The sequence below is a fragment of the Streptomyces sp. NPDC094448 genome (assembly GCF_044763775.1).
Taxonomy (GTDB): Bacteria; Actinomycetota; Actinomycetes; order Streptomycetales; family Streptomycetaceae; genus Streptomyces.
In genome coordinates, this window is sequence record NZ_JBIWGU010000006.1 from 394,336 (window position 1) to 419,931 (window position 25,596).

The 25,596-nt window shown below is 72.9% G+C and carries 21 protein-coding genes and 1 rRNA gene; 5 read left to right on the forward strand and 17 right to left on the reverse strand.

Features of this window, described 5'->3' with window-relative positions:
- Nucleotides 1-25 precede the first annotated feature (25 nt).
- From ACIQ9E_RS14765 to ACIQ9E_RS14790, 6 genes are all read right to left on the reverse strand, one after another.
- Nucleotides 26-580, reverse strand: a complete 555-nt coding sequence (locus ACIQ9E_RS14765) for a hypothetical protein (protein ID WP_403706848.1) — start codon at nucleotides 578-580, stop codon at nucleotides 26-28.
- Nucleotides 577-1,620 carry a ParA family protein gene (locus tag ACIQ9E_RS14770; RefSeq protein ID WP_403706785.1) on the reverse strand — a complete coding sequence of 348 codons (1,044 nt, stop codon included), beginning with the start codon at nucleotides 1,618-1,620 and terminating at the stop codon, nucleotides 577-579. The genes ACIQ9E_RS14765 and ACIQ9E_RS14770 overlap by 4 nt, the downstream gene beginning before the upstream one ends.
- Nucleotides 1,621-2,221: 601 nt before the next feature.
- The gene (gene ald, locus ACIQ9E_RS14775) at nucleotides 2,222-3,337 is read right to left on the reverse strand and encodes an alanine dehydrogenase (protein ID WP_403706850.1); all 1,116 of its coding nucleotides are present in this window, start codon (nucleotides 3,335-3,337) and stop codon (nucleotides 2,222-2,224) included.
- 144 nt (nucleotides 3,338-3,481) lie between these two features.
- Entirely contained in the window at nucleotides 3,482-5,644 is a 2,163-nt protein-coding gene (locus ACIQ9E_RS14780) for a tetratricopeptide repeat protein (RefSeq protein WP_403706787.1), read from the reverse strand.
- Nucleotides 5,645-5,898: 254 nt separating this feature from the next.
- Entirely contained in the window at nucleotides 5,899-6,555 is a 657-nt protein-coding gene (locus ACIQ9E_RS14785; RefSeq protein ID WP_403706789.1) for an NUDIX domain-containing protein, read from the reverse strand.
- Between the two features lie 81 nt (nucleotides 6,556-6,636).
- Nucleotides 6,637-8,286 (reverse strand): CTP synthase, encoded by a 1,650-nt coding sequence (locus ACIQ9E_RS14790; protein ID WP_403706852.1) that lies wholly within the window; start codon nucleotides 8,284-8,286, stop codon nucleotides 6,637-6,639.
- 569 nt (nucleotides 8,287-8,855) lie between these two features.
- On the opposite strand from ACIQ9E_RS14790, the gene ACIQ9E_RS14795 reads away from it, so the two are divergent.
- Both ACIQ9E_RS14795 and ACIQ9E_RS14800 read left to right on the forward strand, forming a co-directional pair.
- Nucleotides 8,856-10,658: a glycoside hydrolase family 15 protein gene (locus tag ACIQ9E_RS14795; RefSeq protein ID WP_403706853.1), complete on the forward strand. Its 1,803-nt coding sequence runs from the start codon at nucleotides 8,856-8,858 to the stop codon at nucleotides 10,656-10,658.
- A 13-nt stretch (nucleotides 10,659-10,671) separates the two neighbouring features.
- Nucleotides 10,672-12,300 carry a PucR family transcriptional regulator gene (locus ACIQ9E_RS14800; RefSeq protein ID WP_403706790.1) on the forward strand — a complete coding sequence of 543 codons (1,629 nt, stop codon included), beginning with the start codon at nucleotides 10,672-10,674 and terminating at the stop codon, nucleotides 12,298-12,300.
- 228 nt (nucleotides 12,301-12,528) lie between these two features.
- Here the strand turns inward: ACIQ9E_RS14800 and ACIQ9E_RS14805 are convergent, their stop codons facing one another.
- The 3 genes from ACIQ9E_RS14805 to recN form a co-directional block, all read right to left on the reverse strand.
- Complete coding sequence (locus ACIQ9E_RS14805) at nucleotides 12,529-13,641, reverse strand: glycosyltransferase family 4 protein (RefSeq protein WP_403706792.1); 1,113 nt, start codon at nucleotides 13,639-13,641, stop codon at nucleotides 12,529-12,531.
- Between the two features lie 74 nt (nucleotides 13,642-13,715).
- Nucleotides 13,716-14,495: a hypothetical protein gene (locus tag ACIQ9E_RS14810; RefSeq protein ID WP_403706794.1), complete on the reverse strand. Its 780-nt coding sequence runs from the start codon at nucleotides 14,493-14,495 to the stop codon at nucleotides 13,716-13,718.
- Entirely contained in the window at nucleotides 14,492-16,234 is a 1,743-nt protein-coding gene (gene recN / locus ACIQ9E_RS14815; protein ID WP_403706796.1) for a DNA repair protein RecN, read from the reverse strand. Before recN ends, ACIQ9E_RS14810 begins: the two co-directional genes overlap by 4 nt.
- A 95-nt stretch (nucleotides 16,235-16,329) precedes the next feature.
- On the opposite strand from recN, the gene ACIQ9E_RS14820 reads away from it, so the two are divergent.
- Complete coding sequence (locus ACIQ9E_RS14820) at nucleotides 16,330-17,217, forward strand: hypothetical protein (RefSeq protein ID WP_403706797.1); 888 nt, start codon at nucleotides 16,330-16,332, stop codon at nucleotides 17,215-17,217.
- A 13-nt stretch (nucleotides 17,218-17,230) separates the two neighbouring features.
- Here the strand turns inward: ACIQ9E_RS14820 and ACIQ9E_RS14825 are convergent, their stop codons facing one another.
- From ACIQ9E_RS14825 to ACIQ9E_RS14835, 3 genes are read right to left on the reverse strand one after another with little or no spacing between them, the layout of a single operon-like run.
- On the reverse strand, nucleotides 17,231-18,220 hold the full coding sequence (locus ACIQ9E_RS14825) for an NAD kinase (protein ID WP_403706799.1): 990 nt from the start codon (nucleotides 18,218-18,220) through the stop codon (nucleotides 17,231-17,233).
- Complete coding sequence (locus ACIQ9E_RS14830) at nucleotides 18,217-19,032, reverse strand: TlyA family RNA methyltransferase (protein WP_403706801.1); 816 nt, start codon at nucleotides 19,030-19,032, stop codon at nucleotides 18,217-18,219. The genes ACIQ9E_RS14825 and ACIQ9E_RS14830 overlap by 4 nt, the downstream gene beginning before the upstream one ends.
- Nucleotides 19,033-19,039: 7 nt before the next feature.
- Nucleotides 19,040-19,399, reverse strand: coding sequence for a hypothetical protein (locus ACIQ9E_RS14835; protein ID WP_403706803.1), 360 nt, complete (start codon nucleotides 19,397-19,399; stop codon nucleotides 19,040-19,042).
- Between the two features lie 42 nt (nucleotides 19,400-19,441).
- Here ACIQ9E_RS14835 and ACIQ9E_RS14840 point away from each other — a divergent pair, with 42 nt between their 5' ends.
- A complete protein-coding gene (locus ACIQ9E_RS14840) occupies nucleotides 19,442-19,789 on the forward strand; it encodes an SCP2 sterol-binding domain-containing protein (protein WP_366260302.1) in 348 nt (115 codons plus the stop codon).
- Between the two features lie 27 nt (nucleotides 19,790-19,816).
- Here ACIQ9E_RS14840 and ACIQ9E_RS14845 read toward each other — a convergent pair whose 3' ends face one another.
- Nucleotides 19,817-20,647, reverse strand: coding sequence for an ABC transporter ATP-binding protein (locus tag ACIQ9E_RS14845; protein ID WP_403706804.1), 831 nt, complete (start codon nucleotides 20,645-20,647; stop codon nucleotides 19,817-19,819).
- Between the two features lie 153 nt (nucleotides 20,648-20,800).
- Complete coding sequence (locus tag ACIQ9E_RS14850) at nucleotides 20,801-21,835, reverse strand: HAD hydrolase-like protein (RefSeq protein ID WP_403706806.1); 1,035 nt, start codon at nucleotides 21,833-21,835, stop codon at nucleotides 20,801-20,803.
- Between the two features lie 73 nt (nucleotides 21,836-21,908).
- Here ACIQ9E_RS14850 and ACIQ9E_RS14855 point away from each other — a divergent pair, with 73 nt between their 5' ends.
- Nucleotides 21,909-23,189, forward strand: a complete 1,281-nt coding sequence (locus tag ACIQ9E_RS14855) for a DUF1015 family protein (protein ID WP_403706808.1) — start codon at nucleotides 21,909-21,911, stop codon at nucleotides 23,187-23,189.
- A gap of 67 nt (nucleotides 23,190-23,256) precedes the next feature.
- Here the strand turns inward: ACIQ9E_RS14855 and ACIQ9E_RS14860 are convergent, their stop codons facing one another.
- The 3 genes from ACIQ9E_RS14860 to rrf form a co-directional block, all read right to left on the reverse strand.
- On the reverse strand, nucleotides 23,257-24,093 hold the full coding sequence (locus tag ACIQ9E_RS14860) for a tetratricopeptide repeat protein (protein WP_403706855.1): 837 nt from the start codon (nucleotides 24,091-24,093) through the stop codon (nucleotides 23,257-23,259).
- The gene (locus tag ACIQ9E_RS14865; RefSeq protein WP_403706857.1) at nucleotides 23,985-25,292 is read right to left on the reverse strand and encodes a hypothetical protein; all 1,308 of its coding nucleotides are present in this window, start codon (nucleotides 25,290-25,292) and stop codon (nucleotides 23,985-23,987) included. The genes ACIQ9E_RS14860 and ACIQ9E_RS14865 overlap by 109 nt, the downstream gene beginning before the upstream one ends.
- 212 nt (nucleotides 25,293-25,504) lie before the next feature.
- Nucleotides 25,505-25,596, reverse strand: a 5S ribosomal RNA gene (gene rrf, locus ACIQ9E_RS14870); the annotation flags it as partial.

Here is a 25,596-nt window from a genome sequence, read left to right on the forward strand (position 1 = left end):
GGGGCAGGGCAGCGCGAGGCTACCTTCAGCGTCCGCGCAGCCGGCGGACGAGGATGCTCGCCTCGCCGCGTTGTTCGAGGTCGGCCAGGACCACCGCGACCGCCTCGCGGACGATCCGGCCGCGGTCGACGGCCAGCCCGTGCTCGCCGCGCAGCACCAGCCGCGCGTGTTCGAGGTCCATCAGCTCCTCGGCGGAGACATAGACGGTGATCTTCTCGTCGTGGCGCTCGCGGCCGCTGGGCCGGCGGTTCGCGGCCCGGCCGCGGCGCCGCGGCGCCGCGGCGCCGGAGGCCCCGGGGGCCTCCTGGGCGGCCTGGGAACGGCGGGACCTGCCCGATACCCCGGGGACGGGCGTATCGGGCGCCTCCGCCCGGCTGCGCCCTTCCGTGCCGCCCTCGGCCTCGGCCGCAGTGTGCTCCTGCGACGAGGACGGCGGGAGAGCGGCGGCGTCGAGCGGATCGCTCTCCCCGGCGGGGGCGGGGACCCTCGGTTCGCCGTTCGCCGCACGCCGCGGCGAGGACGACTGGAGCGCCATGCCCCCGGTCGTACGGAACAGTTCGTCGGCTCCGGGCAGACTCACTCGGCGTGACACCGGGCGAGCACCTCCCTGGCCAGTTGCCGGTACGCGGCGGCGCCCACCGAGTTCGACGCGTAGGTGGTGATCGGCTCACCGGCGACCGTGGTCTCCGGGAAGCGGACCGTCCGCCCGATGACGGTGTGGTAGACGTGGTCGTCGAAGGCCTCGACCACCCGGGCGAGCACCTCACGGCTGTGCACGGTCCGCGAGTCGTACATCGTGGCGAGGATGCCGTCCAGCTCCAGTTCGGGGTTGAGCCGCTCCTGGACCTTCTCGATGGTCTCGGTCAGCAGGGCGACACCGCGCAGCGCGAAGAACTCGCACTCCAGCGGGACGATCACCTTGTGCGCCGCGGTCAGCGCGTTCACGGTGAGCAGACCGAGGGAGGGCTGACAGTCGATCACGATGTAGTCGTAGTCGGAGAGCAGCGGCTTCAGCGCCCGCTGGAGCGTGGACTCCCGGGCGACCTCACTGACCAACTGCACTTCCGCGGCGGACAGGTCGATGTTGCTCGGCAGCAGGTCCATATTGGGCACGGCCGTCTTCAGCAGTACCTCGTCGGCCGACATGCCCCGCTCCATGAGCAGGTTGTAGACCGTCAGGTCCAGCTCCATCGGGTTGACGCCGAGGCCGACCGAGAGGGCGCCCTGCGGGTCGAAGTCGACCAGCAGCACACGCCGTCCGTACTCCGCGAGTGCCGCGCCCAGGTTGATGGTCGACGTGGTCTTGCCGACGCCGCCCTTCTGGTTGCACATCGCGATGATCTTCGCGGGGCCGTGGTCGGTCAGCGGGCCCGGGATCGGGAAGTACGGCAGCGGGCGGCCGGTGGGGCCGATGCGCTCACGGCGCTGGCGCGCCGCGTCGGGCGCGAGCGTGGCCGCGTACTCGGGGTCGGGCTCGTATTCGGCGTCGGGGTCGTAGAAGTGCCCCTCGGGGAGTTCCTCGTAGGCGGCGAAGTGCGTGGACTCTCGGCCACTCTCGTCGCCTGCCGTGGCGTTCACGTGTAGGCCGTCCGTCATCGTCATCGTGTGGGCTGTCGTCATGTGCGGGGTGTGCGGGGCGCCCCGGCGTGCCGTGGCGGTCCGCGCAGCGACGGGACCGGCGGTGCCGGAGGTTCCGGCGAAGCCGACAGTCACCCGCCCGAAGGGCGGGGCCGGGAGCGTCGAAGGCGTTCCCGAGTAACCGCCCCCGGGAGTAAATGTCGACTCATTCACAAGTCGTCTTACCTCCTCGGCCGCGGTCGGGGCTTCATCTGTCTTTATCGACTAGGTCAGCGTGGCATCATGCCGACGGTTGGCGACTCTATGGCGTGTCACCGCTCCGCAGCAACACAATCCACCGGACCCGGCCCGATGTGTCGGCAACGGAACACCGCGGTGTCAAGAGCGCGCGGCCACCGGAGTGTGATCCGCCCCACTGGTTTTCGGAAGGGGCGCGTCCACTGACGAGCGGCGTTGGTGCCGTGTTGAACGACCACGTACCGGACGGCCGCCGGCGGCACGGGGAGATACGCCGCCGGCCGGACCTTGCTGAGCAAGATCCGGCCGGGGGCGCGAAGTTGACGGTCTCCGTTGACCCGCGGGGACCGTGTGTCGCGGCCGGGCGCGCCAAGGGGTCCGCGGGTCCGCGGCTGTCGGGAGGGGGTCAGCCGATGAGCGCGCTCAGCTCGGCGAGGGGCAGACCGTGGGCCTCGGCGACGGGCCCGTAGACGACCTCTCCGTCATGGGTGTTGAGGCCGAGCGCGAGAGCGGGGTCACGGCGCAGCGCCTCGACCCAGCCGCGGTTGGCGAGTTCGACGATGTACGGCAGCGTCGCGTTGGTGAGCGCGTACGTCGAGGTGTTGGGCACCGCGCCCGGCATGTTGGCGACGCAGTAGAAGACCGAACCGTGGACCGTGAAGGTCGGTTCCGCGTGAGTGGTCGGCCGGGAGTCCTCGAAGCAGCCGCCCTGGTCGATGGCGATGTCGACAAGGACACTTCCGGGCTTCATTTTGGCGACCAGCTCGTTGGTGACCAGCTTCGGGGCCTTGGCGCCCGGGATGAGGACGGCGCCGATGACGAGGTCGGCCTCGACGACGGCCTGCTCCAGCTCGTAGGCGTTGGAGACGACGGTCTGCACCTTGGTGCCGAAGATCTTGTCGGCCTCGCGCAGCTTGTTGATGTCGCGGTCGAGCAGGGTGACGTGGAAGCCCATGCCGACGGCGATCTGGGTGGCGTTCCAGCCGGAGACGCCGCCGCCGATCACGACCGCGCGTCCCGCACGGGTGCCCGGGACGCCGCCCGGCAGCACACCGCGGCCGCCCGCCGAGCGCATCAGGTGGTAGGCGCCGACCTGCGGGGCGAGCCGCCCGGCGACCTCGGACATCGGGGCGAGCAGCGGGAGCTGGCGGCTCGCGGTCTCGACCGTCTCGTAGGCGATGGCCGTGGTGCCGGACTCCAGGAGCGCGTCGGTGCACTCGCGGGAGGCGGCCAGGTGGAGGTACGTGAAGAGGGTCTGGTCCTTGCGGAGGCGGTGGTACTCCTCGGCAACCGGCTCCTTGACCTTGAGCAGCAGGTCGGCGACGGCCCAGACCTCGTCGGCGGTGGCGAGGATCTCGGCCCCGGCGGCGGCGAACTCCACATCGGTGATGGAGGAGCCGAGGCCGGCGCTCTGCTCGATGAAGACCTGGTGACCGTTGCGCACCAGCTCGTGCACGCCGGCGGGGGTGATCGCCACCCGGAACTCGTTGTTCTTGACCTCGCGGGGGATGCCGACCTTCACGTCGATCACGGTCCTTGGCTCAGGGGATAAGGAGGGTATTGACAGATAAACCCGGACACACAGGGCGCAGGGGTACACACCGCGAGATAACGCGATGGAGCCAGTATTAATGAAGGGTTTCCCGCTGTCTAGCCTTACAAACCTTTATTCTCGTCTGGCACCACTACGGATTTCGTAGGTGGAACCCGGCTTCTTACCTTCGTCCTCACCGTGGCCGCGGGGGCTCCCGGGAGCCTCCCCCGGCTCTGCCGTATCCGCCGGACCCCCGGTACCGTCCGGACCGGCCCCCTCTCCGGTGCCGTCGGCGGTCTCCAGCAGCCGCTCGGCGCCGGCCCGCTGCAAGCGGGCGGCCGCCGGATCGCCCAGCCGGTCCAGGGTGTCGGCCAGCCGCAGCCGCAGCGCGGCCTGGAGCCGTACATCACCGGCCTGCCGCGCCCACTCCACCGCCTCCCGGCAGGTCCGCAGCGACTCCTCGGGCCGTCCCGCGTACTCCTGCACCCGGGCCGCCTCGCTGAGGGCCCGCGCCTGCGCCGGCAGATCGCCCACCCGCCGGTATCCGGCGACCGAGGCGCGCCAGCAGCGCAGAGCCTCTCCGTACCGCCCGGCATAGGTGTGGGCGGTGCCCAGCCGTCCGTAGAGCCGGGCCTCGTCCGCCCGCTCCCCCCTCGTCTGCCGCCGGGCCAGCGCCCGGCCGTACCAGTCGGCGGCCCGCTGCCAGTCGTCCAGCTCCTGCCAGGCACCGCCTACGGATTCCATCGCGCGGCTGATCGCATAGGGGTCGTCGGCGGCCCGTCCGGCGTCCAGCGCGGCCCGGTAGCGGGCGAGCGCGTCCTCGGTACGGCCCGTCTCGGCGTCCAGATCACCGAGGTTCAGCAGGGCCGCGGCGGCCTCCCGGTGCAGCCCCCGGCGTTCGGCGACATCGAGGACGAGCTGATGGAGTCCGTAGAGATCAGGGGCCGCCGCATCGGTGCCCCGATGCGCCGCCAACGCTCGGACCAGCGCCGCGACCAGGCGTCTCGCCAGGGTGTCCAGATCGCCGTCGCCGACCGCGAGCCGGGCGGCGGCCAGCAGCCCGGGGCGGTGGATCCGCAGCCAGTCGGCCGCGGCCGGGGCGTCCGGGAAGCGGAGCGAGCGCGGCAGCGACTCCACGGCGGTCCGGGCGGGCGACCCCTCCGGCTCGGTGGCAGCCCGGCAGGACTGGAGCCGGCGGACGGCCCGCTCCAGCATCCGGGCCCGCGCCAGCTGCACCTCGCCCGGCTTGTCGTGCGCCTCGGAGAGCGCCCGCATCAGCGGGACCAGGACTCCGGGCACCGCGTACAGCCCTTCGCCCCGCCGGTGCAGCACCCCCAGGGCGACATATCCCTCCAGGGCGCTGTGCGCCTCGTCCGGAGAGCAGGCCCCGAGCGCCGAAGCGGTCTGCGGATCCACGATCCCGGCGGGCGCCAGCGCCAGCAGCCGCAGCAGCCGGGCGGCGCCCGTCGGCAGCGAGCCGTGCACCAGCCGGAACGCCCGGGAGGCCGGCCGCAGCGCCTGCGGCACCTCCTCGTCCTCGGGCAGCGCCCGCAGCCGCCGGACCGCGTCGGCGACCGACGCCTGGGGCCGGGCGGCCAGCCAGCCGCCGACCATGACCAGCGCGGCGGGCTGTCCGCCGCATTCCTCGGCAACGGATTCCGCGGCCTGCGGGTCGACGGTGATCCGGACGGAGCCGGTGAAGGCGGTGAGCAGTTCGATGGCGGCCTTGGGGTCGAGGCCGCCGACCGTGCACGGCCGGACCCCGGGGATACCGGTCAGCGGGCCCGAGCCCACGACCACCAGCAGACATCCGGGGTCGTCGGGGAGGAGCGCATCGACCTGTTCCGCGTCGGCGGCGTCGTCGAGCAGCAGCAGGACGCGGCGCCCGGCGAGGCTCTCGCGGAGCAGCTGCGACAGTTCGTCCCCGTCCGCGCCGGGCGGCGAGGCCGCCCCGAGGGCGTCGAGCAGCTCCCGGGCGGTCTCCTCGGTGGGAACGGCCCGGCCGCCGGGTTCGGTGAGGGCGGCCCGCAGCACTCCGCCGGGATACCGCTCGGCGAGCCCTTCGACGAGACGGGCGGCGAGCGCGCTCCGTCCGGCGCCGGGCCGGCCGGCGATGAGCAGCACCCGGGCGCGGGCGGCGGCCCGGCCCGCGATGGTGTCGAGTCCGGCCCGTTCCACATCGGCCAGCAGGGTCTTCAGCTCCCGCTGACGGCCGGAGAACAACCTTCCGGATCCCTTGGACGCACCGGTCCGGCCGACCCGGCCCACCGCCTGATCCGTCGCCTGATCCGTCACGGGCCACGCTCCCGTCCAGTCCGTGCACTCGCCGAGCCCGCAAGGGAATCCGCACGGGCGTTCCGAGCGTAGTTCACTCTCTGCGACGATCCGGTACGCGCAGCCCCGATATATCACCTGATCGGATCAGTAATATCTACAGATCATCAGACTGGATGATGAATAGCTCCGGTGGAGGGGCACCACGGCGCGGGAACCCCGCAACGGGAGCCGGACGTGCCACCGGGGAGCGGCGGCACGTCCGGCGGGAACCCTCAGGCCTCGAAGGGACGGGCCGGCCAGGGCGCCGAGGCCGGACGCAGTGCGTCGAAGCCCTCGCCCGCCCGGGCCGCGACCGCCGACAGCACCCCCACCACCAGACAGTTGTTGTGGAGTTCCCCGGCGAGCACACCCCGGACCAGATCGGCCAGCGGCACCCGGGCCAGCTCCATGTCCGCCTCCTCCTCGGAGACCTCGTACCGCTCCCCCTCGGCCGTGGAGAGATCGCGGGCGAGGAAGATCCGTACCGCTTCGTCGCAGCCGCCGGGGGTGGTGTACACATCCGTGAGCACCCGCCAGTCCTCGGCCTTGACATGGGCCTCCTCGTACAGCTCCCGCTGGGCCGCGTGCAGCGGGTTCTCCCCCGGCACGTCCAGCAGTCCGGCCGGGATCTCCCACAGCTTCTGCCGTACGGGGTGGCGGTACTGGCGGAGGACCACGACCCGGTCGTCGGCGTCGAGGGCGAGCACCGCCACCGACCCCGGGTGGACCTGGTAGTCGCGGCGGGCCACCGAACCGTCGGGCATCACCACATCGTCGGTGCGGACACTGGTCTTGGCGCCCCGGAAGGGGGTGACCGTCGCCGTGACCCGCCACTCCTCCGGCGTGTCCGCGACGGCTCCGGCCGCCGTCCCGGTCGCTTCGTATCCCATCCCGGCCCTCCCGCAGAAAGTCGATCGGGGTACGGGCCGCCTCTCGGGCCCGTACCCCGGTCAACCGTAACGCCTTGATCGTCAGGCGCCGGACTTCCGCTCGACGGCGGCCTTCACCAGACCCGCGAAGAGGGGGTGCGGGCGGGTCGGACGGGACCGCAGCTCCGGGTGCGCCTGGGTGGCGACCAGGTACGGGTGCACCTCGCGGGGGTACTCGACGTACTCGACGAGCTTGTTGTCCGGGCTGGTGCCCGAGAACACGATGCCCGCCTTCTTCTCCAGCTCCGCGCGGTAGGCGTTGTTCACCTCGTAGCGGTGGCGGTGGCGCTCCTCCACGTAGGGCTGGTCGCCGTAGACCTCGCGCACGATGGAGCCCTCGGCCAGCTTCGCCGGGTAGAGCCCGAGCCGCATGGTGCCGCCGAGGTCGCCCGCGCCCTCCACATACGCCAGCTGCTCCTCCATGGTGGAGATCACCGGGTGGGCGGTGGCGGCGTCGAACTCGGTGGAGTTGGCCTCGGAGATCGCGGCCAGGTTGCGGGCCGCCTCGATCACGATGCACTGGAGGCCGAGGCAGAGCCCCAGCAGCGGAACGCGGTTCTCCCGGGCGTACTGGATGGCGCCGACCTTGCCGCTGACACCGCGGTCGCCGAAGCCGCCGGGGATGCAGATCGCGTCCACGTCCTCCAGCTGCTTCTTCGCCCCGGCCGGGGTCTTGCAGTCGTCGGAGGTGACCCACTTGACCTTGACCCGGGCCCGGTTGGCGAAACCGCCGGCGCGCAGCGCCTCGGTCACCGAGAGATAGGCGTCGGGCAGGTCGATGTACTTGCCGACGAGGGCGACGGTGACCTCGTGGGCCGGGTTGTGGACCCGGTCCAGCAGATCGTCCCAGGTCGTCCAGTCGACATCGCGGAACGGCAGGTCGAGCTTGCGCACCACATAGGCGTCGAGGCCCTCGGTGTGCAGCACCTTGGGGATGTCGTAGATCGACTTGGCGTCGATGGCGGCGACTACGGCGGCCTCGTCGACATCGCACATCAGGGAGATCTTCCGCTTGATGGCGGTCGGCACCTCCCGGTCGGCCCGGAGCACGATCGCGTCGGGCTGGATGCCGATATTGCGGAGCGCGGCCACCGAGTGCTGGGTCGGCTTGGTCTTCAGCTCGCCGGACGGACCGATGTAGGGCAGCAGCGAGATGTGGACGACGAAGACGTTGTCCCGGCCGACCTCGTGGCGGACCTGGCGGACGGTCTCCAGGAACGGCAGCGACTCGATGTCGCCGACCGTACCGCCGACCTCGGTGATGACGACGTCGACGTCGTCGGCCGCCATCCGGCGGATCCGGCTCTTGATCTCGTTGGTGATGTGCGGGATGACCTGCACGGTGTCGCCCAGGTACTCGCCGCGCCGCTCCTTGGCGATGACCTGCGAGTACACCTGGCCGGTGGTGACGTTGGCCGAGCCGTCGAGGTCGACGTCGAGGAAACGCTCGTAGTGGCCGATGTCCAGGTCGGTCTCGGCGCCGTCGTTGGTGACGAACACCTCACCGTGCTGGAAGGGGTTCATCGTGCCGGGGTCGACGTTCAGATAGGGGTCGAGCTTCTGCATCGTGACCCGCAGTCCCCGGGCCTTCAGCAGCGCACCCAGGCTGGAGGCCGTCAGGCCCTTTCCGAGGGAGGAGGCGACACCCCCGGTGACGAAGATGTGCTTGGTCGTCATGGTGTTGGGCGGCATCGCCAAGAGGGGGCTCCCGTGGTCGCGAGGTGAGGTGCGTTCCGACAGCCCGTACCGAGGCCCGGAAGGGGTTCGGGGGGGTGCCGTCGCTGCGGTTTCGGGGCGCCTGTTCTCGACAGGCATGCCACCGGTCCACGGGGTACCAGGGTATCAGCGACAGGGGGAGGCTGCTTCCGGCCACACGCGCTCCCGTCCCTCCCTCTGATCCCCCGGACCCCTCTCCGCCTCCTCCGTCCCGGCTGCCGCAGCACCCGTTTTTCTGCGCTTACACCACACTGACACCACCCCTCACCAGCGGTTCACCCATGGCTCACTCGTTCGGATGACTCACGTTGTCGAGAGCGCCACGCGGATGGCTGTGTCGCGTCGTATCCTGCTCGGACACTCGCTCTTCTGAGCGATGCCGAGGGGCGCGCGGAGCGCATCGGAGCAGGGTGGCGACGATGGCGTCGGGACGGTTCACAGCCGTGTTTCCGCAGTTCGTCCGGGCCCCGTACCGGTGATGTACGCGGCCCCGACCACAGCAAGCGCCCTACGGGGCGGACGTGGCCGTTCGACTGGAGATGCACGTGGCCGGGCGCATCGAGGATTACGCACTCATCGGGGACATGCAGACCGCAGCACTGGTCTGCCGGGACGGCACGGCGGACTGGCTGTGCCTGCCCCGTTTCGACTCGCATGCCGTCTTCGCGGGACTGCTCGGCACCGAGGAGCACGGCTTCTGGAGGCTGGGGCCCGCCCCCGCCGCCGGAGCCGAGCCCCCGGCCGCCGACCGCCGCCGCTACCGGGGCGACTCCCTGATCCTGGAATCCGAGTGGGACACCCCGCGCGGCACGGTCCGGGTGACGGACTTCATGCCGCCGCGCGACGGCGCCCCGCAGCTCATCCGGATCGTGGAGGGCGTCAGCGGGCGGGTCCCGATGCGCTCCGCACTGCGGATGAGGTTCTCGTACGGCCGGATCGTGCCGTGGGTCCACAAGGTCGACGGCCGCACGGTCGCCGTGGCCGGCCCCGACTCGGTCTGGTTCGACTCCCCCACCGACACCTACGGCAAGGATCTGACCACCTACTCCGACTTCACCGTCTCCCCCGGTGAGCGGATCGCCTTCACCATCTCCTGGCAGCCCTCGCACCACCGGCCGCCCGCGCTGCCCGAGCCGGAGGCCTCGCTGGAGGCCACGGAGGACTTCTGGCGCGAGTGGGTCGAACACTGTACGTACCACGGCCCCTACCGGGAGGCGGTGGTCCGTTCGCTGATCACGCTGAAGGCCCTCACCTACGCCCCCACCGGCGGTATCGTCGCCGCGCCCACCACCTCCCTGCCGGAGGAGATCGGCGGCGTACGGAACTGGGACTACCGCTACACCTGGCTGCGGGACGCCGCGATCACCCTCTCCTCCCTGCTGCGCACCGGCTACCGGGACGAGGCCCGCGCCTGGCGCGAATGGCTGCTGCGGGCCGTCGCCGGGGACCCGGAGAACCTTCAGATCATGTACGGCATCGCCGGGGAGCGGGAACTCGGCGAGGCGGAGCTGGACTGGCTGCCGGGGTACGAGAACTCCACCCCCGTCCGCGTCGGCAACGGCGCCGCCCACCAGCTCCAGCTCGACGTCTACGGCGAGGTCACCGAGGCCCTGCACCTGGCCCATATGACCGGACTCGCCCGCAACGACTACGCCTCCCTCCTCCAGCTCAAGCTGATCGAATACCTGGAGAAGCACTGGATGGAGCCGGACGAAGGCATCTGGGAGGTCCGCGGACCGCGCCGCCACTTCGTCCACTCCAAGGTCATGGCCTGGGTCGCGGTCGACCGCACCATCAAGCTCATCGAGGCCGGTGACGTCGACGGACCGCTGGAGCGCTGGCGGCAGATGCGCGACGACATCCACCGGGACGTCTGCGAGAAGGGCTACGACCGGGAGCGCAACACGTTCACCCAGTCGTACGGCTCCAAGGAGCTGGACGCCTCCCTGCTGCTGATCCCCCAGATGGGCTTCCTGCCGCCCGACGACAAGCGGGTCATCGGCACCATCGAGGCGATCCAGCGCGAGCTGTCCACCGAGGACGGCTTCGTCCTGCGCTATCCGACGGCCGGGGAGGACGCCGGGGTCGACGGTCTGGAGGGCGACGAGGGCGCGTTCCTCGCCTGCTCGTTCTGGCTGGCCGACGATCTGGCGATGATCGGCCGGGTCGACGAGGCCCGGAAGCTCTTCGAGAAGCTGCTGGCCCTCCGCAACGACCTCGGGCTCCTCGCCGAGGAGTGGGACTCCAAGAACGGCCGCCAGGTGGGCAACTTCCCCCAGGCCTTCAGCCATGTCCCGCTGATCGACACTGCGCTGCGGCTGACCGCCTCCGGCGCCTACGGCGGATAGGGACGGCACGTCCGTGGAGATCCGAGGAGAGCCCCGGGGCGGGATCACCGTCCGCAGGGCGCTCGAACTGCCCGGACTGCGGTCCGGCCTGCCGGAGGTCGTCGCCGGGGCCGAGAAGCTGAACCGCACCGTGCGCTGGGTCCACGCGGGCGAGGTGCCGAATATCGCGTCGCTCCTCAAGGGCGGCGAGCTGCTGCTGACGACGGGTCTGGGCCTCGGCACCAGACCCGCCGAGCAGCGCGTCTTCGTCCGGCAGCTCGCCGAGCGGGGCATCGCCGCCCTCGTGGTGGAGCTGGGGCCGCGGTTCAGCAAGCTGCCGTCGGCGATCGTGGACACCGCCCGCTCCAGCGGGCTGCCGCTGGTGCAGCTCCACCGGGAGGTGCCCTTCGTCTCGGTGACGGAGGAGATCCACACCGAGATCGTCAACGGGCACTACGCCCTGCTGCGCCGTGCCGACGAGGTCCACCGCCGCTGTACGGAGGTGCTCCTCGGGGGCGGTGGCATCCCGCAGGTGCTGGGGATCCTGGCCGAGTTCGCGGCCGGGCCGGTCTTTCTGGAGACCGCCGAGGGGGAGCTGCTGTACGCGGCCGGGCCGGGCACCGCGGACAGCGCGGCCGATCCGCTCCAGGTGTGGGAAGGGCTGCGGGGCTCCCGGGAGACCCGGCTCTCCCCGCCCGCGGGCACGGTCCTCGTCGACGTGCCCGGAGGTGGCCAGGGCGCCGCGTCGGTCCGGGCCAGACTGGTGCTGCCCCCGGTCGGCACTCCGCCGCACACGGTCCACCGGATGGCCGCGGAGCGGGCCGCCGGACTGCTCGCGGTGGTCCTGATGCAGGCCCGCCAGGAGGAGGAGCTGGCCGCCCGCGGCCGGGGGGACTTCCTCACCGACCTCGCGGAGGGCCGGATCGCGGCCGGGGACGCCCCCGCCCAGGCGAAGGTGCTCGGCTTCCGCCCCGGTTCGGGACCTCTGCTGCCGGTCGTCATGCGGCTCTCTCCCGGTGGCTGCACCTGGGCGCCGCTGGCCCACGCGCTCCAGGAGGAACTGTCCGCCGCCGGGGTGCCGGTGCTGCTCGGGGTGCGTCCCGTGGAGGGCCGGGTACCGCTGCTGGTGGGGCTGCGCGCCGAAGAGGAGCGGGAGACCGTCGCCGACCGGGTCGCGGCCGCGCTGCGCGCCGGGGTGGCCCGCGCCGGCGCGGACCGGGCCGGTGCCCGTCCGCCCGTGGTGGTCGTGGGCCGCGCGGGCGGCTGGAGCGCGGTCCCGGCGAGTCTGCGGCACGCCGCGGAGACGGCGACCGCCGCGCAGGGCCTGACCGGCCGGCCCTGGTACGACGCGCGCCGCCTCGATATCGAACTGCTGCTGTGGCGGCTGCGGGACGATCCCGATCTGGCGGCGTTCGTGGAACGGGCGCTCGGCCCGCTCCGGACGTACGACGCGACGGCCCGCCCGCCGCTGCTGCCCACGCTGGAGACGTACCTCTCGCACGCGGGCCGCAAGGCGGAGACCGCGCGCGAGCTGCATCTGAACCGCCAGACGCTGTACAACCGGCTGGCCCGGATCTCGGACCTGCTGGGCACGGACCTGGACGACCCGCAGTCGGTACTGACGCTGAGCCTGGCCCTGCGCGCCCGCCGCCACCTGCCCTGACGGGGGGTGGGGTGCGCCGTTGGTGGTTGGGGTTGCGTGTCCGGCCGCGGGCCGGTGGGGGCTGGTCGCGCAGTTCCTCGCGCCCCCAGGTGCGTGTCCTTGCCGCCCGTGCGGTGTGCGGGTTCTCTCGTGGTCGAGTCCCGTCGCTCCGTGGGGTAGGCGCGGGGCCCGACGCCGGAGGCGCGCCCGCGGGAAACGGGCACCCCGGGAACCCCGGCGCGAGGCCCCTCAGCGGGAGGCGACCCGGCGGAGCGGGGGGACCAGTTCGTCGTAGATGCTCAGGATCTGCGCGACCGTCTCGTCCTCCGTCTGCCACGTCGCCGCCTGCGCCCTGCCCGCCGCAGCCAGTTCGGCCCGGCGGCCGGGCGCGGCGAGCAGGCCGCGTACCGCTTCCGCCAGCGCGGCGGCATCGCCGTACGGGACGAGTTCCGCCGCGTCACCGACGAGTTCGGGCAGACCGCCGACGGCCGTGGCGACCAGCGGCACTCCGCGCCGCAGCGCTTCCTGGGCGAGGGCGGAGCGGGCCTCCCAGCGGCTGGGCAGAACGGCCACGTCGGCGGCGCACAGCAGATCGCCGATATCGTCCCGGTTCCCCAGCAGGCGCACCGGCAGCTCCTCGGTGTCGATGCGCCGCTGGAGGGCGGCCCGCTCGCGGCCCTCCCCCGCGATCAGCACCAGCGGCCCCGGCACGGGACCGCTCTCCCGCAGGCCGGCGGCCGCGTCGAGGAGGATTCCGTACCCCTGATGCGGTACGAGACTGCCCACCGACATCACCACGGGCCGTCCGACGGCGCCGAGTTCGGCCCGTGCCTTGTCGGGCGAGAGGGCTTCCGCCCCGGTGAGCGCCGTGGGCAGGGGTACGGCGACGGGTGCCAGCCGGGCGTCGCGGGCGCCCCGGCTGCGGGCCCGGTCGACGAGTTCGGAGCAGGTGCCGAGGACGACGGCCGCCGCCCGGGCGGCCCGGCGTTCCAGCAGGTTCACCGCACGGCCGCGGGCGCCGTCCGCCCGGACCCGGGTATGCCAGGTGACGACGAGCGGCACCCGCAGCCCGCCGAGCGCCATCGCGGCCCGGACCCCCGCGTGCAGCCCGTGCGCGTGCACCAGGTCCGCGCCGCGGCAGACCGCCCGGAGCGCGCCGACCGCGACGGGGTCGCTGCGCCGCGGGACGGGCGCGAAGTCGGCACCGGCACCGGGGAAGTCATAGGCGTGTGCCGGTCCCGCCGGGGCGCAGACGGTCACCCGCACGCCCCGCGCGACCAGCCCCGAGGCCAGTGACCGGACGTGCGTGCCGCTCCCCGCGCTGCCGCCGCCCAGCACCTGGACCGTACGCAACTGTGTCACCCGCCAAGGATGCCAGCCCGTACGGCCGTTACGGCAATGTGTGTGTACGGGGCCGCTACCACCGGGGCGGTACCTCACCCGCCCGGGTGAGTCTCCACGTCCCCGGCCGCATCCTCGTCCCGGGCAACCGCGGCGATCCGTTCCCCGTACACGGCTGCCGCGACGACGCCCGCCGCGTGCAGGACGAGTCCGGCACGCCCGTTGGCGGCCGTGATCGCGGTCCCGAGCGCGGCGCCCAGCGCATGCGCGCCGGTATCGCCGAGCATGGTCTCCTCGGTGAGGTCGGCGACCGCGACCGAGGCCGCCGCGCCCATCGCGGCGGCCGTGAGAGCCCCGGCGGGGCCGCCGCGGAGCAGTCCGGGCGCACCGGCGCCGAGGACCGTGAGCACGGCCCGGCCGGGGGCGACGTCGACCAGGTTGACCAGGTGTGCGGTGCCCGCGATCACCACTCCGGCGAGGATTCGGTCGACGGGACGCTCCTTGAGGAGCAGGCCCGCGGCCAGTCCGGCGGCCCCGATGCCGAGCAGTTTCACCCCGCCGCCGGTGAGTTCGCCGTTCCGCAGCGCACCGAGGTGGGCGCGGAAGCCGCGCCGGGGGTCGTCCGCGGCGGCGTGGTCGTCGAAGGCTCCGCAGGCGGCGGCCGCGAGGACCGTCACGGCGGTGACGCCACCGGTCCCGGCCGCGGCCCCGGCGGCGACGGCCGGCCCGGCGAAGAGGGTGACCGCCCGGCCCGCGCGGTTCTCCCGCCGGAAGCGGGCGCCGAGACCGCCGGGCGCGGCGGGGCCGCCGCGGCGCAGCGCCCCGTACACCCCGGCTCCGACCGCGAAGGCGGTCCCGAACGCCCGGGCCCTCACCCGTCGCTCCGGGCGGCCGCCAGCAGCTCTTCGGCGTGGGCGCGGGCGGTGCTGGAGTCCTCCTGGCCCGCGAGCATCCGGGACAGTTCGCGGACCCGGTCCTCGCCTTCCAGGACGGTCACGCCGCTGCGGGTGACGGTGCCGTCGTTGGTCTTCTCGACGAGGAGCTGGCGGTCGGCGAAGGCGGCCACCTGCGGCAGATGGGTGACCACGACGACCTGGGCCGAGCGGGCGAGTTTGGCGAGGCGCCGGCCGATCTCGACCGCGGCCTTTCCGCCGACGCCCGCGTCGACCTCGTCGAAGAGGTAGGTGGGGACGGGGTCCGTACCGGCGAAGACGACTTCGACGGCGAGCATCACCCGGGACAGTTCACCGCCGGACGCGCCCTTGGCGATCGGCCGCGGCGGGGCCCCGGGGTGCGGGGCGAGCAGCAGTTCGACCTCGTCGACGCCGTACGGCCCGTAGGCGACGGTCCGGCCGCCGATGTCGACGCCGTCCGGGTCGTCCTGCTGTCCGACGGCGAAGGAGACCCGGGCGTGCGGCATCGCCAGCGACGCCAGTTCCTCCGTGACGGCGGCGGCGAAGCGGGCCGCGGCCTCGGTACGGGCGTCGGTGAGCCGCCGGGCGAGCCCGGCCAGCTCGGTGCCGAGGGTGTCGCGTTCGGCGGTGAGTTCACCGATGCGGTCGTCGTCGCCGTCGAGTTCGGTGAGCCGGGCGGCGCCCTGTTCGGCCCAGGCGACGACGGCTGCGATGTCCTCGCCGTATTTGCGGGTGAGCGCGGTGAGCGCGGCCCGACGTTCCTCCACGGCCGCGAGCCGCAGCGGGTCGGCCTCCAGCCGGTCCGCGTATCCGGCGAGTTCCCCGGCGACGTCGGAGAGGAGGATGGAGATCTCGCCCATGCGCTCGGCGAGTGCGGCCAGGGCCGGGTCGTGGGAGCGTACGGCGTCCAGCGCCCGGCCCGCGCCCGCGACGAGGGTCGTGGCGTCGACGCCCTCCGGGTCCTCGGGGTGGCCCGCGAGCGCGGCGTGTGCGGCCGCGGCGGCGGAGGCCAGGGCCTCGGCGTGCCGGAGCCGTTCCGCTTCGGCGGCGAGTTCGGTGTCCTCGCCGGGGCGGGGTCCGGCGCCCGCGATCTCGTTCAGTCCGAACCGGAGGAGATCGGCTTCCTGGGCCCGCTCCCGGGCCCGGGTGGTCAGCTCGGCCAGTTCGGCGGTGAGCGCCCGCAGCCTGCGGTAGGCGGTGGTGTAGTCGGCGAGCGGCCCGGACACGGCGGTGCCCGCGTAGCGGTCGAGCGCCGCCCGCTGCCGGGCGGGCCGCAGCAGTCCCTGCTGGTCGGTCTGGCCGTGGACGGCGACGAGGTCGTCGGCGAGTTCCGACAGCAGTCCGACGGGTACGGACCGGCCGCCCAGGTGCGCCCGGGAACGGCCCTCCGCGGACACGGTCCGGCTGATCAGCAGGGTCCCGTCGTCCAGCTCGGCTCCCGCCTCCTCGGCGCGCCGGGCCGCGGAGACGTCCTTGCCGACGGCGATCCGCCCCTCGACGACGGCCGACTTCGCGCCGATGCGCACCAGCGCGGGGTCGGCCCGTCCGCCGAGCAGCAGCCCCAGGCTGGTGACGACCATGGTCTTGCCCGCTCCGGTCTCGCCGGTCACCGCGGTGAACCCGGGGGACAGCTCGACGACGGCGTCGTCGATGACCCCGAGGGACCGTATCCTCATCTCCTCCAACACGGACACGACCATACGAGGTTTCCCGGGCGGCGCGCGACGCGGACCCCGTGCCGATATCACCGTCATCACCTGGTACTACCGGGTCCGTACGCCCTTATGCTCCGCAGATGCCGGAAAACACTTCACCGGAACCGGTGATCGCCGCTTCGGGAGCGTCGGCGCGTCTCCACGGCCGCGGTCTGACATTCGTACACGGCCGGACGACCTGGCAGGTCCCGGCGACGGCGATCCTGACGGCGGAGACGGGCGGACCGGGTCCGCGTCCGGGCGTCACGATCCGCCTCCGGCCGGGCATATCCCTTCCGGAAGGAAGCTCTCCGCTTCTTTTTCTGCCGGCGCGGAACGCGCACGCCGCCGAGGCGTTCCGGGCCGCGGTGGCCGGGGCGGTGGCCGCCGCCCCGGTGGTGGACGCGGCGGAGATCCTGGTCACGGTGGTCGTACAGCCGTCGGGGCCGGAGCGGATCCGCCGGTCCGTCGACCGGACCCGGGTCCTGTGCGCCGCGGCCTGGCTGCTCTGGTTCTCGGTCGTCCTGACGGTGACCCTTCGGACGGAGAGCCCCTGGGCGACCGCCGTCCTCTCCTTCCAGTCCCTCTGGACCGCCCCGCTGGGCTGCCGGGTCTTCTTCACGGGGATACCGGCCCGCAGCCGTCCCCGCCGCACCCGCTCCCTGCGGCGGCTGCGGCGCCGCGGCATCACGGTCGGGGGCCGGATCAGCGGCTACCGCGCGGTCCGCTTCGACGCCCAGTACTTCCCCCTGCTCGACTTCACGACGGCCGACGGGCAGGAGTTCCAGGGCGTCGTGTCCCTCCGGACCGTGTGGGAGAAGGAGCGGCTCCCCGGGTCCACCCTCGTCGTCTACGACCCGGAAGAGCCCGCTCTCGCCTCGGTCACCGGCCCCCAGGAGTCCTTCGCGACCTTCGCCGTCGTGCTCGGGCTGGTCGTGCTGGCGGCGTCCGTCGGGATGCTGGTGGGCGGCACAGCCGTCGGAGGCTGACCCCCATTTCGCTCTACTGCGCCGGCGGCGCCCCCCGCCATCCCGCCACCGGCAGGGCGAACTTCGCCACCAGCCGGTCCGTGAACGACGCGTGGTGCAGCCGCGCCAGCCGTACCGGAACGGCTCCCCTGCGGACCTCCACCCTCGCCCCCGGCGGCAGCTCCACCGTGCGGCGCCCGTCGCACCAGAGCACCCCGTGCGGGGTGTGCTCCTGCACCTCGACCGCGAGCACCGAGGTCGGCGAGGTGACCAGCGGCTTGGCGAACAGGGCGTGGGCACTGATCGGCACCATCAGCAGCGCCTCCACCTCCGGCCATACCACCGGGCCGCCGGCCGAGAAGGCGTAGGCGGTGGAGCCGGTGGGCGTGGCGCAGACGATGCCGTCGCAGCCGAAGGCGGTCACCGGGCGGCCGTCGATCTCCAGGACGACCTCCAGCATCCGGTCCGGCGACACCTTCTGAACGGCGGCTTCGTTGAGCGCCCAGTCCCGGTGCACCACATCGCCGTTGCGGTGCACCACCACGTCGATGGTCATCCGCTCCTCGACCTCGTAGGCCCGGTCGACGACCCGGTTGACGACCCGGTCGAGATCGTCGCGCTCGGCCTCGGCGAGGAAGCCGACCCGCCCCAGATTGACCCCGAGCATCGGCACTCCGGAGGCGCGCGCGAACTCGGCGCCGCGCAGCAGGGTGCCGTCACCGCCGAGGACGACGATCAGTTCGCAGCCGTCGAGGGCACAGGGCGTGGCCTCGGGCACGGTCTCGACGGCCGCGGGCAACGGCAGGTCCGCCGCCTCGGCCTCCAGCACCCGGACCCGCAGTCCGCTGCGGAGCAGGCCCTGGACGACGAGTTCGGCGCTGCGGACGGCGGCCTTCCGTCCGGTGTGCGCCAGGAGGAAGACGGTCCGTTCGCCCGGTGCGGCCGGTCCTGCCGCATCCGCCGTGGCCGTCCCTGCCGCGGTCGTTGTGGTCGTCCCTGCTGTGGTCGTCCCTGTTGTGGTCAACGAGGTCCCTCCGCCACTGCTCGTTCGACGTCCGCCGGATCCAGCTCGGGCGCCCCGGCCCGCAGCCAGAGGAAGTACTCGACGTTCCCTGAGGGTCCGGGCAGCGGGCTGGCGGTGACGCCCAGCACGCCCAGTCCGAGGGCCGCGGCCTGTGCCGCCACGGTCCGCACGGCCTCCTTGCGCAGTTCGGTGCTGCGGACGACACCGCCGCTGCCGAGCCGCTCCTTGCCCACCTCGAACTGCGGTTTGACCATCAGCACCAGATCGGCGTCCGGCACGGTGCAGCGGACCAGCGCGGGCAGCACCAGTCCGAGGGGGATGAACGACAGATCTCCCACCACCAGGTCGACGCGTTCGCCGCCGAGGGTTTCGGGCGTCAGTTCGCGGACGTTGGTGCGGTCCTTGACGGTGACCCGGTCGTCGCACTGGAGCGACCAGGCGAGCTGCCCGTAGCCGACGTCGACGGCGAAGACCCGGGCGGCGCCCGCGCGCAGCAGGACATCGGTGAAACCACCGGTCGAGGCTCCGGCGTCGAGGGCCCGCCGGCCCGCCACGACCAGGCCGAGGGGGACGAATGCGGCCAGCGCGCCCGCGAGCTTGTGGCCCCCGCGGGAGACGTAGTCGGGATCGTCGTCGTCGGCGGTCACCACGATCGCGGCGCTGGTCTCGACCTGGGTGGCGGCTTTGGTCGCGGTGGCGCCGCCGACGGTGACCCGGCCTGCGGCGATCAGCTGGCTCGCATGCTCGCGCGAGCGCGCGAGGTTGCGGCGTACCAGCTCTGCGTCGAGACGGCGACGGGCGGCTCCTGCCACGTTCGGTTCAGCTCCTGTGGTCGTGCGGTACGGGGTGCGGAGGGCGGTGCGCGGTGCGGTCGGGCGCGTCGAGCGCGCCCAGCACCGTACGCAGACCCTCGTGTACATCCTCGTACACGTCCAGGTGTCCGTCGGCCGTGAGGTGGTCGGCGTCCGCGAGCCGGTCGAGTACGGCGTCGACGGCGGCGTCCCCGGTCGGCTCCCGGACCACGCCCAGCGGCGCGGGCGCGGCCGGTTCGTACACGGCAGGACCCGCCTCCCCGTCCGGTTCGCCGGGCCTGCCGGATTCGTCCGCCGCCGGGTCTGCCGCCGGGTCGGGGGCGGGGGGTCCTCCCGGGACAGGGAGGCCGGGGGTCACGTCGTTCATGCCCCGACGCTACCCCGAAGGACTGGGGTACGGTCGATCACGATGGCGACGAAGGAAGAGTGCCGCGAGGCGCTCGGCAGACTCAGTGACAATCTCGCGCGGGCGGACGGCGACGTCCGCGGCGCGACCGCGCTCGACCGCTCCATGAGCTGTCATATCCGGGACCTGGACGTGACGTTCACCGGCCGGCTGCGGCAGGGCGTGATCGACGTCGCGGACGACCACCCGGGACCGCCGCGCGAGAAGGCGGAGATCCGGCTGGCGATGACCGGCGACGATCTTGTGGCGATGGTCGACGGCGAGCTGAACTTCGGGAAGGCATGGGCGTCGGGCCGGGTGAAGCTGGAGGCCGGCTTCCGCGATCTGATGCGGCTGCGCTCCCTCCTCTGACCCGGCGCCCCGCACGCGCCCGGGGCCCTACGGCGTCTTCGCCGGCTCCCCGCGGCCCCCGGGCACCGCCGCGGCGCGCCGCCGGGCCACCGGCACCACCAGCGGCGTCCCCGACTCGGGGTCGTCGATGACCCGGCTCCGTACCCCGAACACCTCCTCCACCAGTTCGGCCGTCACCACCTCCGACGGCGGCCCCTCGGCGACGACCCGCCCGTCGCGCAGGGCCACGAGATGGGTCGCGTACCGGGCTGCCTGGTTGAGGTCGTGCAGGACCGCGACCAGGGTCCGCCCCTGGTTTTCGTGGAGTTCGGCACAGAGGTCCAGCACTTCGAGCTGGTGCTGGATGTCGAGGAAGGTGGTGGGCTCGTCGAGCAGGAGCAGCGGGGTCTGCTGGGCCAGTGCCATCGCGATCCACACCCGCTGGCGCTGTCCGCCGGACAGTTCGTCGACATAGCGTTCGGCGAGTTCGAGGACCCCGGTGGCCGCCATCGACTCCCGGACGATCCGCTCGTCCTCGGGCGACCACTGCCGCAGCAGCCCCTGGTGCGGATAACGGCCACGGGCGACCAGATCCGCGACGGTGATCCCGTCGGGCGCGATCGACGTCTGCGGGAGCAGCCCGAGGGTCCGTGCCACCTTCTTCGCCGGCAGCGCATGGATGACCTGCCCGTCCAGCAGCACCCGGCCCTCGGTGGGCTTCAGCATCCGCGAAAGGGCCCGCAGCAGGGTGGACTTGCCGCAGGCGTTGGGGCCGACGATCACCGTGAAGGAATGGTCGGGGACGGCCACCGTCAGCCCCTCGGCGATCACCCGCCGGTCGTAGCCGAGCGTGACCGATTCCGCGGTGAGTCGCTGCATGGGGTCGTACTCCTGCGCTCGCGTGCGAAGGCTCCGGCGGCCGGCCCCGGACCCATTCCGGGCACACCACCGCCGACGCCGGGATACCGACGAAAAGGTTAGGTTAGCCTACCCTCGCAACTACTGGTCTTGTGTGCGTACCCGCGGTGCCGGTCACCACCCCAGCGCGGCCAGTGCCTGGCCGGCCGCGGCCGTGCAGACCCCTTCGCCCGCGTCCGTCCAGGCCGCCGCGGCCAGTGCCCGCAACCCGTCCAGGGGCTGCCCCTCGCCGTCGACGACCAGTGCCCCGTCCCGTACGGTAGCGGTCCAGCCGCCGCAGCCGAACCCGGCCGCCGCGTCCCCGGCGACCTCCGGCTGACCGGTCAGCAGACCCCGCAGATCGGCGTCCACATAGGTCGGCCGGTGCCGCGGCTCCGCCGCCAGGAGCTGCGCCGGATCCGTGACGCCGGTCAGTACCAGCAGCGAGTCGACGCCCCCGTTGAACGCGCCCTCGATATCGGTGTCCAGCCGGTCGCCCACCACCAGCGGCCGGCGCGCCCCGGTCCGCAGCACCGTCTCCCGGTGCATCGGCGGCAGCGGTTTGCCCGCGACCTCCGGCTCGGCGCCGGTGGCGATCCGGACCACCTCCACCGCCGCCCCGTTGCCCGGCCCGATACCCCGGGCGCCCGGAATCGTCAGATCGGTGTTGGAGGCGAACCACGGCACTCCGCGCCGGATCGCGTACGACGCCTCCGCGAACCGCCCCCACGGCAGTTCGGGCCCGCCGTATCCCTGGGCGACGGCCGCCGGATCGTCGTCCGCCGATTCGACGGGTACCAGCCCGCGCTCCCGCAGGGCGAGCCGCAGCCCCTCCCCGCCGATCACCAGGACCCGCGCTCCCGCGGGCACCCGCTCCGCGATCAGCCGCGCCACGGCCTGCGCCGAGGTGACGACTTCACCGGCGGTCGCGGGCACGCCCAGCTCGGTCAGATGCCGGGCCACCGCGTCCGGCGGGCGGAGTGCGTTGTTGGTGACGTACGCCAGCCTCATCCCGGCGTCCCGGGCCGCCAGCAGCGACGGCACAGCGTGCACAACGGCCTCCCCGCCCGCGTACACGACCCCGTCCAGGTCGAGCAGGGCGGTGTCGTACGCCGTGCACAGCGCCTCCCCACTGCCGTCCGGCCGGTTCCTGACCCGCAGCCCACTCATCCGTCAACACTCCTCACACCCGCGGTCACTCCCCCGATCATCGCGTATGCCCGGCCGCGCTTACGATGCACGGATGAACAGCGAAGGTCCCGCGGCCACCGACGGCCTGCGTCTGCTCCCCTTCCGCGGGCTGCGCTACGTCCCCGAACGGGTCGGCTCCCTCGCCGCCGTCACCTCCCCGCCGTACGACGTCGTGGTCAGGCCCGATGGGCTCGACTATCTGGAATCGTCAGATCCGCACAACATCGTCCGGCTGATCCTGCCCCAGGCGCCGACCCCCGGGGACCGCCACCGCCAGGCCGCCGACACCCTGGCCCGCTGGCTGGCCGACGGCGTACTGGCGGCCGATCCCGAACCCGCGCTGTACGTATACGAGCAGCAGCACGGCGATCTGCTCCAACGGGGTCTGATCGGCGCCCTCGCGCTCTCCGAACCCGCCGAGGGAATCGTCCTGCCGCACGAGGACGTCATGCCCGACATCGTTGCCGACCGGGCCGCCCTGATGCGTACCACCGACGCCAACCTCGAACCGCTGCTGTTCACCTACCGCGGCGACAGGGGGGCGACCGGCGCGACGGCCGTCGTCGAGCAGACCGTCCTGCGGCCCCCGCTGCTCGCCACGACCACCGAGGACGGCTTCAGCCACCGGCTGTGGGCGCTGACCGATCCGGTGGAACTCGCGGCGGTGGCAAAGGATCTGGCAGACCGTCAGGCACTGATCGCCGACGGGCACCACCGCTGGTCCACCTATCTGCGGCTGCGGGCCGAACATCCGGATCCGGGCCCCTGGAGCTACGGTCTGGTCCTCCTCGTGGACACGGCCCGCTATCCGCTGCGGGTCCGGGCGATCCACCGGCTGATCCACCGGCTTCCGCTGCCGCGGGCCCTCGCCGCGCTCGACGGTTCGTTCCGGGTACGCCGGCTGGATCTGCCGCTGCCGGAGGCGCTCGACGCCCTCGCGGAGGCCACGGCCGACGGCAATGCCTTCCTGCTCGCCGGTGACGGCTCCTTCCATCTGGCCGACCGGCCCGACCCTGCGCTCATCGCCCGGACGGTCCGCGCCGACCGTCCGGAGGCCTGGCGGGGGCTGGACGCGACCGTGCTGCACGCGACGGTGCTGGAGGCGTTGTGGCGGATCCCGGATTCGCCGGACGAGATCGGCTATATCCACGACGCGGCGGCGGCCGTGGAGCAGGCAGAACGCCACGGCGGTACGGCGGTGCTGCTGCATCCGGTGCGGGAGGAGATTGTCCGCGAACTGGCCCGCCAGGGAGTGACGATGCCGCGTAAGTCGACGTCCTTCGGCCCGAAGCCGGCGACCGGACTGGTGCTGCGGAGCCTGGCGCTGGAGTAGTCCGGGTACGGCGAAAGGGCGGCCCCTCGGTGAGGGACCGCCCTTTTCCGTCTGTTATGCGCTGACGCTACGCGTCCCGGTCCTTGCCCGTCTCGGCGTCGGCGCCGGCGCCGGTGTCCGTGTCGGTGTCGGTGGAGGCTTCGGCACCTTCGTCGGCGGCGTCGGCGTCGGCACTGTCATCGGCGTCGACACCGTCGTCGGTGTCGACGTCGGTGTCGTCGTCGAGGTCCATGGCGTCGACGAACTCCACGCCGTCCATCTCGGCAAGCCGGTCGGAGGCGTCGGTCGTACCGTCCTTGTCGGCCTCGACCGCCTTGGCGAACCACTCACGTGCCTCGTCCTCGCGCCCGGCGGCCAGCAGCGCGTCGGCGTAGGCGTACCGGAGCCGCGCGGTCCACGGCTGGATGGAGGTGGAGGCCAGCTCCGGGCTCTGGAGCGTGACGATGGCGGCGTCCAACTGCCCCATGTCCCGCCGGGCACCGGCGGCCACCAGCCGCATCTCGACCTGACCGGCCTTGTCCAGCTTGAGCACCTCGGGCTCGCCTGCCATCGCCAGCGTCCGCTCGGGCCGGCCGAGGCCGCGCTCGCAGTCGGCCATCACGGGCCACAGCTCGACACCACCGGTCATCCGACGCGCGGCCCGGAACTCGGCCAGTGCCTCCGAGTACCGCTGGGTCGCGTACGCGGCGAACCCGGCGGCTTCGCGGACCGCGGCGACCCGGGAGGCCAGCCGCAGCGCGACCCGGGAGTAGCCGTACGCCTCCTCCGGCTCCTCGTCGATCAGCTTGGCGACCATCACGAGGTTACGGGCGACATCTTCGGCGAGGCCCTTCGGCAGGCTCTGCAGCTCCTGCCGTACGTCCTGGTCGATCTCGTCACCGGTGACGTCGTCCGGGATCGGCAGCCGCTTGACGGGCTCGCGCTCGGGCCGGTCGCCGTCACGGTCGTCACGGCGGAAGCCGCCGGACCTGTCGTCACGACGCCCGTAGCCACCGCCGCCGGGACGTCCACCGCGGTCGCGGTCACGGTCACCGGGCCGTCCGCCGGGGCGACCGCCGCGGAATCCACCGCGGTCGTCGTCGCGACGGAAGGACGGACGGTCGTCACGACGGTCGTCGCGACGGAACCCGCCGCTGCGCTCGCCACCACGGCTGTCGTCACGACGGAAGCCACCGGAGCGTTCCCCCCCGCGGTTGTCGTCGCGGCGGAAGCCGCCGGGACGGTCATCGCGCCGGTCATCGCGGCGGGGGCCCCGGTCGTCGTCACGACGGAACGCCGGACGATCATCACGCCGGTCATCACGACGGTCGTCGCGACGGAACCCGCCGGGGCGGTCGCCGCCACGGCTGTCGTCACGACGCGGACCACGGTCGCGGTCGCGGTCACCGCCGCGGTACCCACCAGTGCGCTCGCCACCGCGATTGTCGTCACGACGGAAGCCACCGGAACGATCGTCACGACGGTCATCGCGGCGGAACCCGCCGCTGCGCTCGCCACCACGGCTGTCGTCACGACGGAAGCCACCGGGACGGTCATCGCGGCGATCGTCACGACGCGGACCCCGGTCATCATCACGACGGAACGCGGGACGATCATCACGCCGCTCGTAAGAACGGTATCCACCGCGATCGCCGCGGTTGTCGTCGCGGCGGAAGCCGCCGGGACGGTCATCGCGCCGGTCATCGCGGCGGGGGCCCCGGTCGTCGTCACGACGGAACGCCGGACGATCATCACGCCGGTCATCACGACGGTCGTCGCGACGGAACCCGCCGGGGCGGTCGCCGCCACGGCTGTCGTCACGACGCGGACCACGGTCGCGGTCGCGGTCACCACCGCGGTACCCACCAGTGCGCTCGCCACCGCGATTGTCGTCACGACGGAAGCCACCGGAACGATCATCACGACGGTCATCGCGGCGGTCGTCACGACGCGGGCCCCGGTCGTCGTCACGCCGGAACGCGGGACGATCATCACGCCGCTCGTCACGGCGGTCGTCACGTCGTCCATAGCCACCGCCCGAAGGCCGGCCGCCCCGGTCGTCCCGGGGTCCGCGGTATCCGCCACGGTCACGGTCACCGTCACGCCGCGGACCACGGTCGTCACGACTACCACGGAATCCGCCCCGGTCGCTGCCGTCTCGACGGCGCGGGTCGCGCTCCGGACGGTCGTCGGGAGAGTTGGTGGACATCGACGTGACTCCTGTCTTCGGGTACTGCGGCCATTCTCGCGCACCCCGAGGGGGTGCGCTCTACGACGGAAAAGCAAAAAGGCCCTGGGCCCAGCGTTGAACGCTGGACCCAGGGCCCTGAAAGATTGTTCGGCGGCGTCCTACTCTCCCACAGGGTCCCCCCTGCAGTACCATCGGCGCTGAAAGGCTTAGCTTCCGGGTTCGGAATGTAACCGGGCG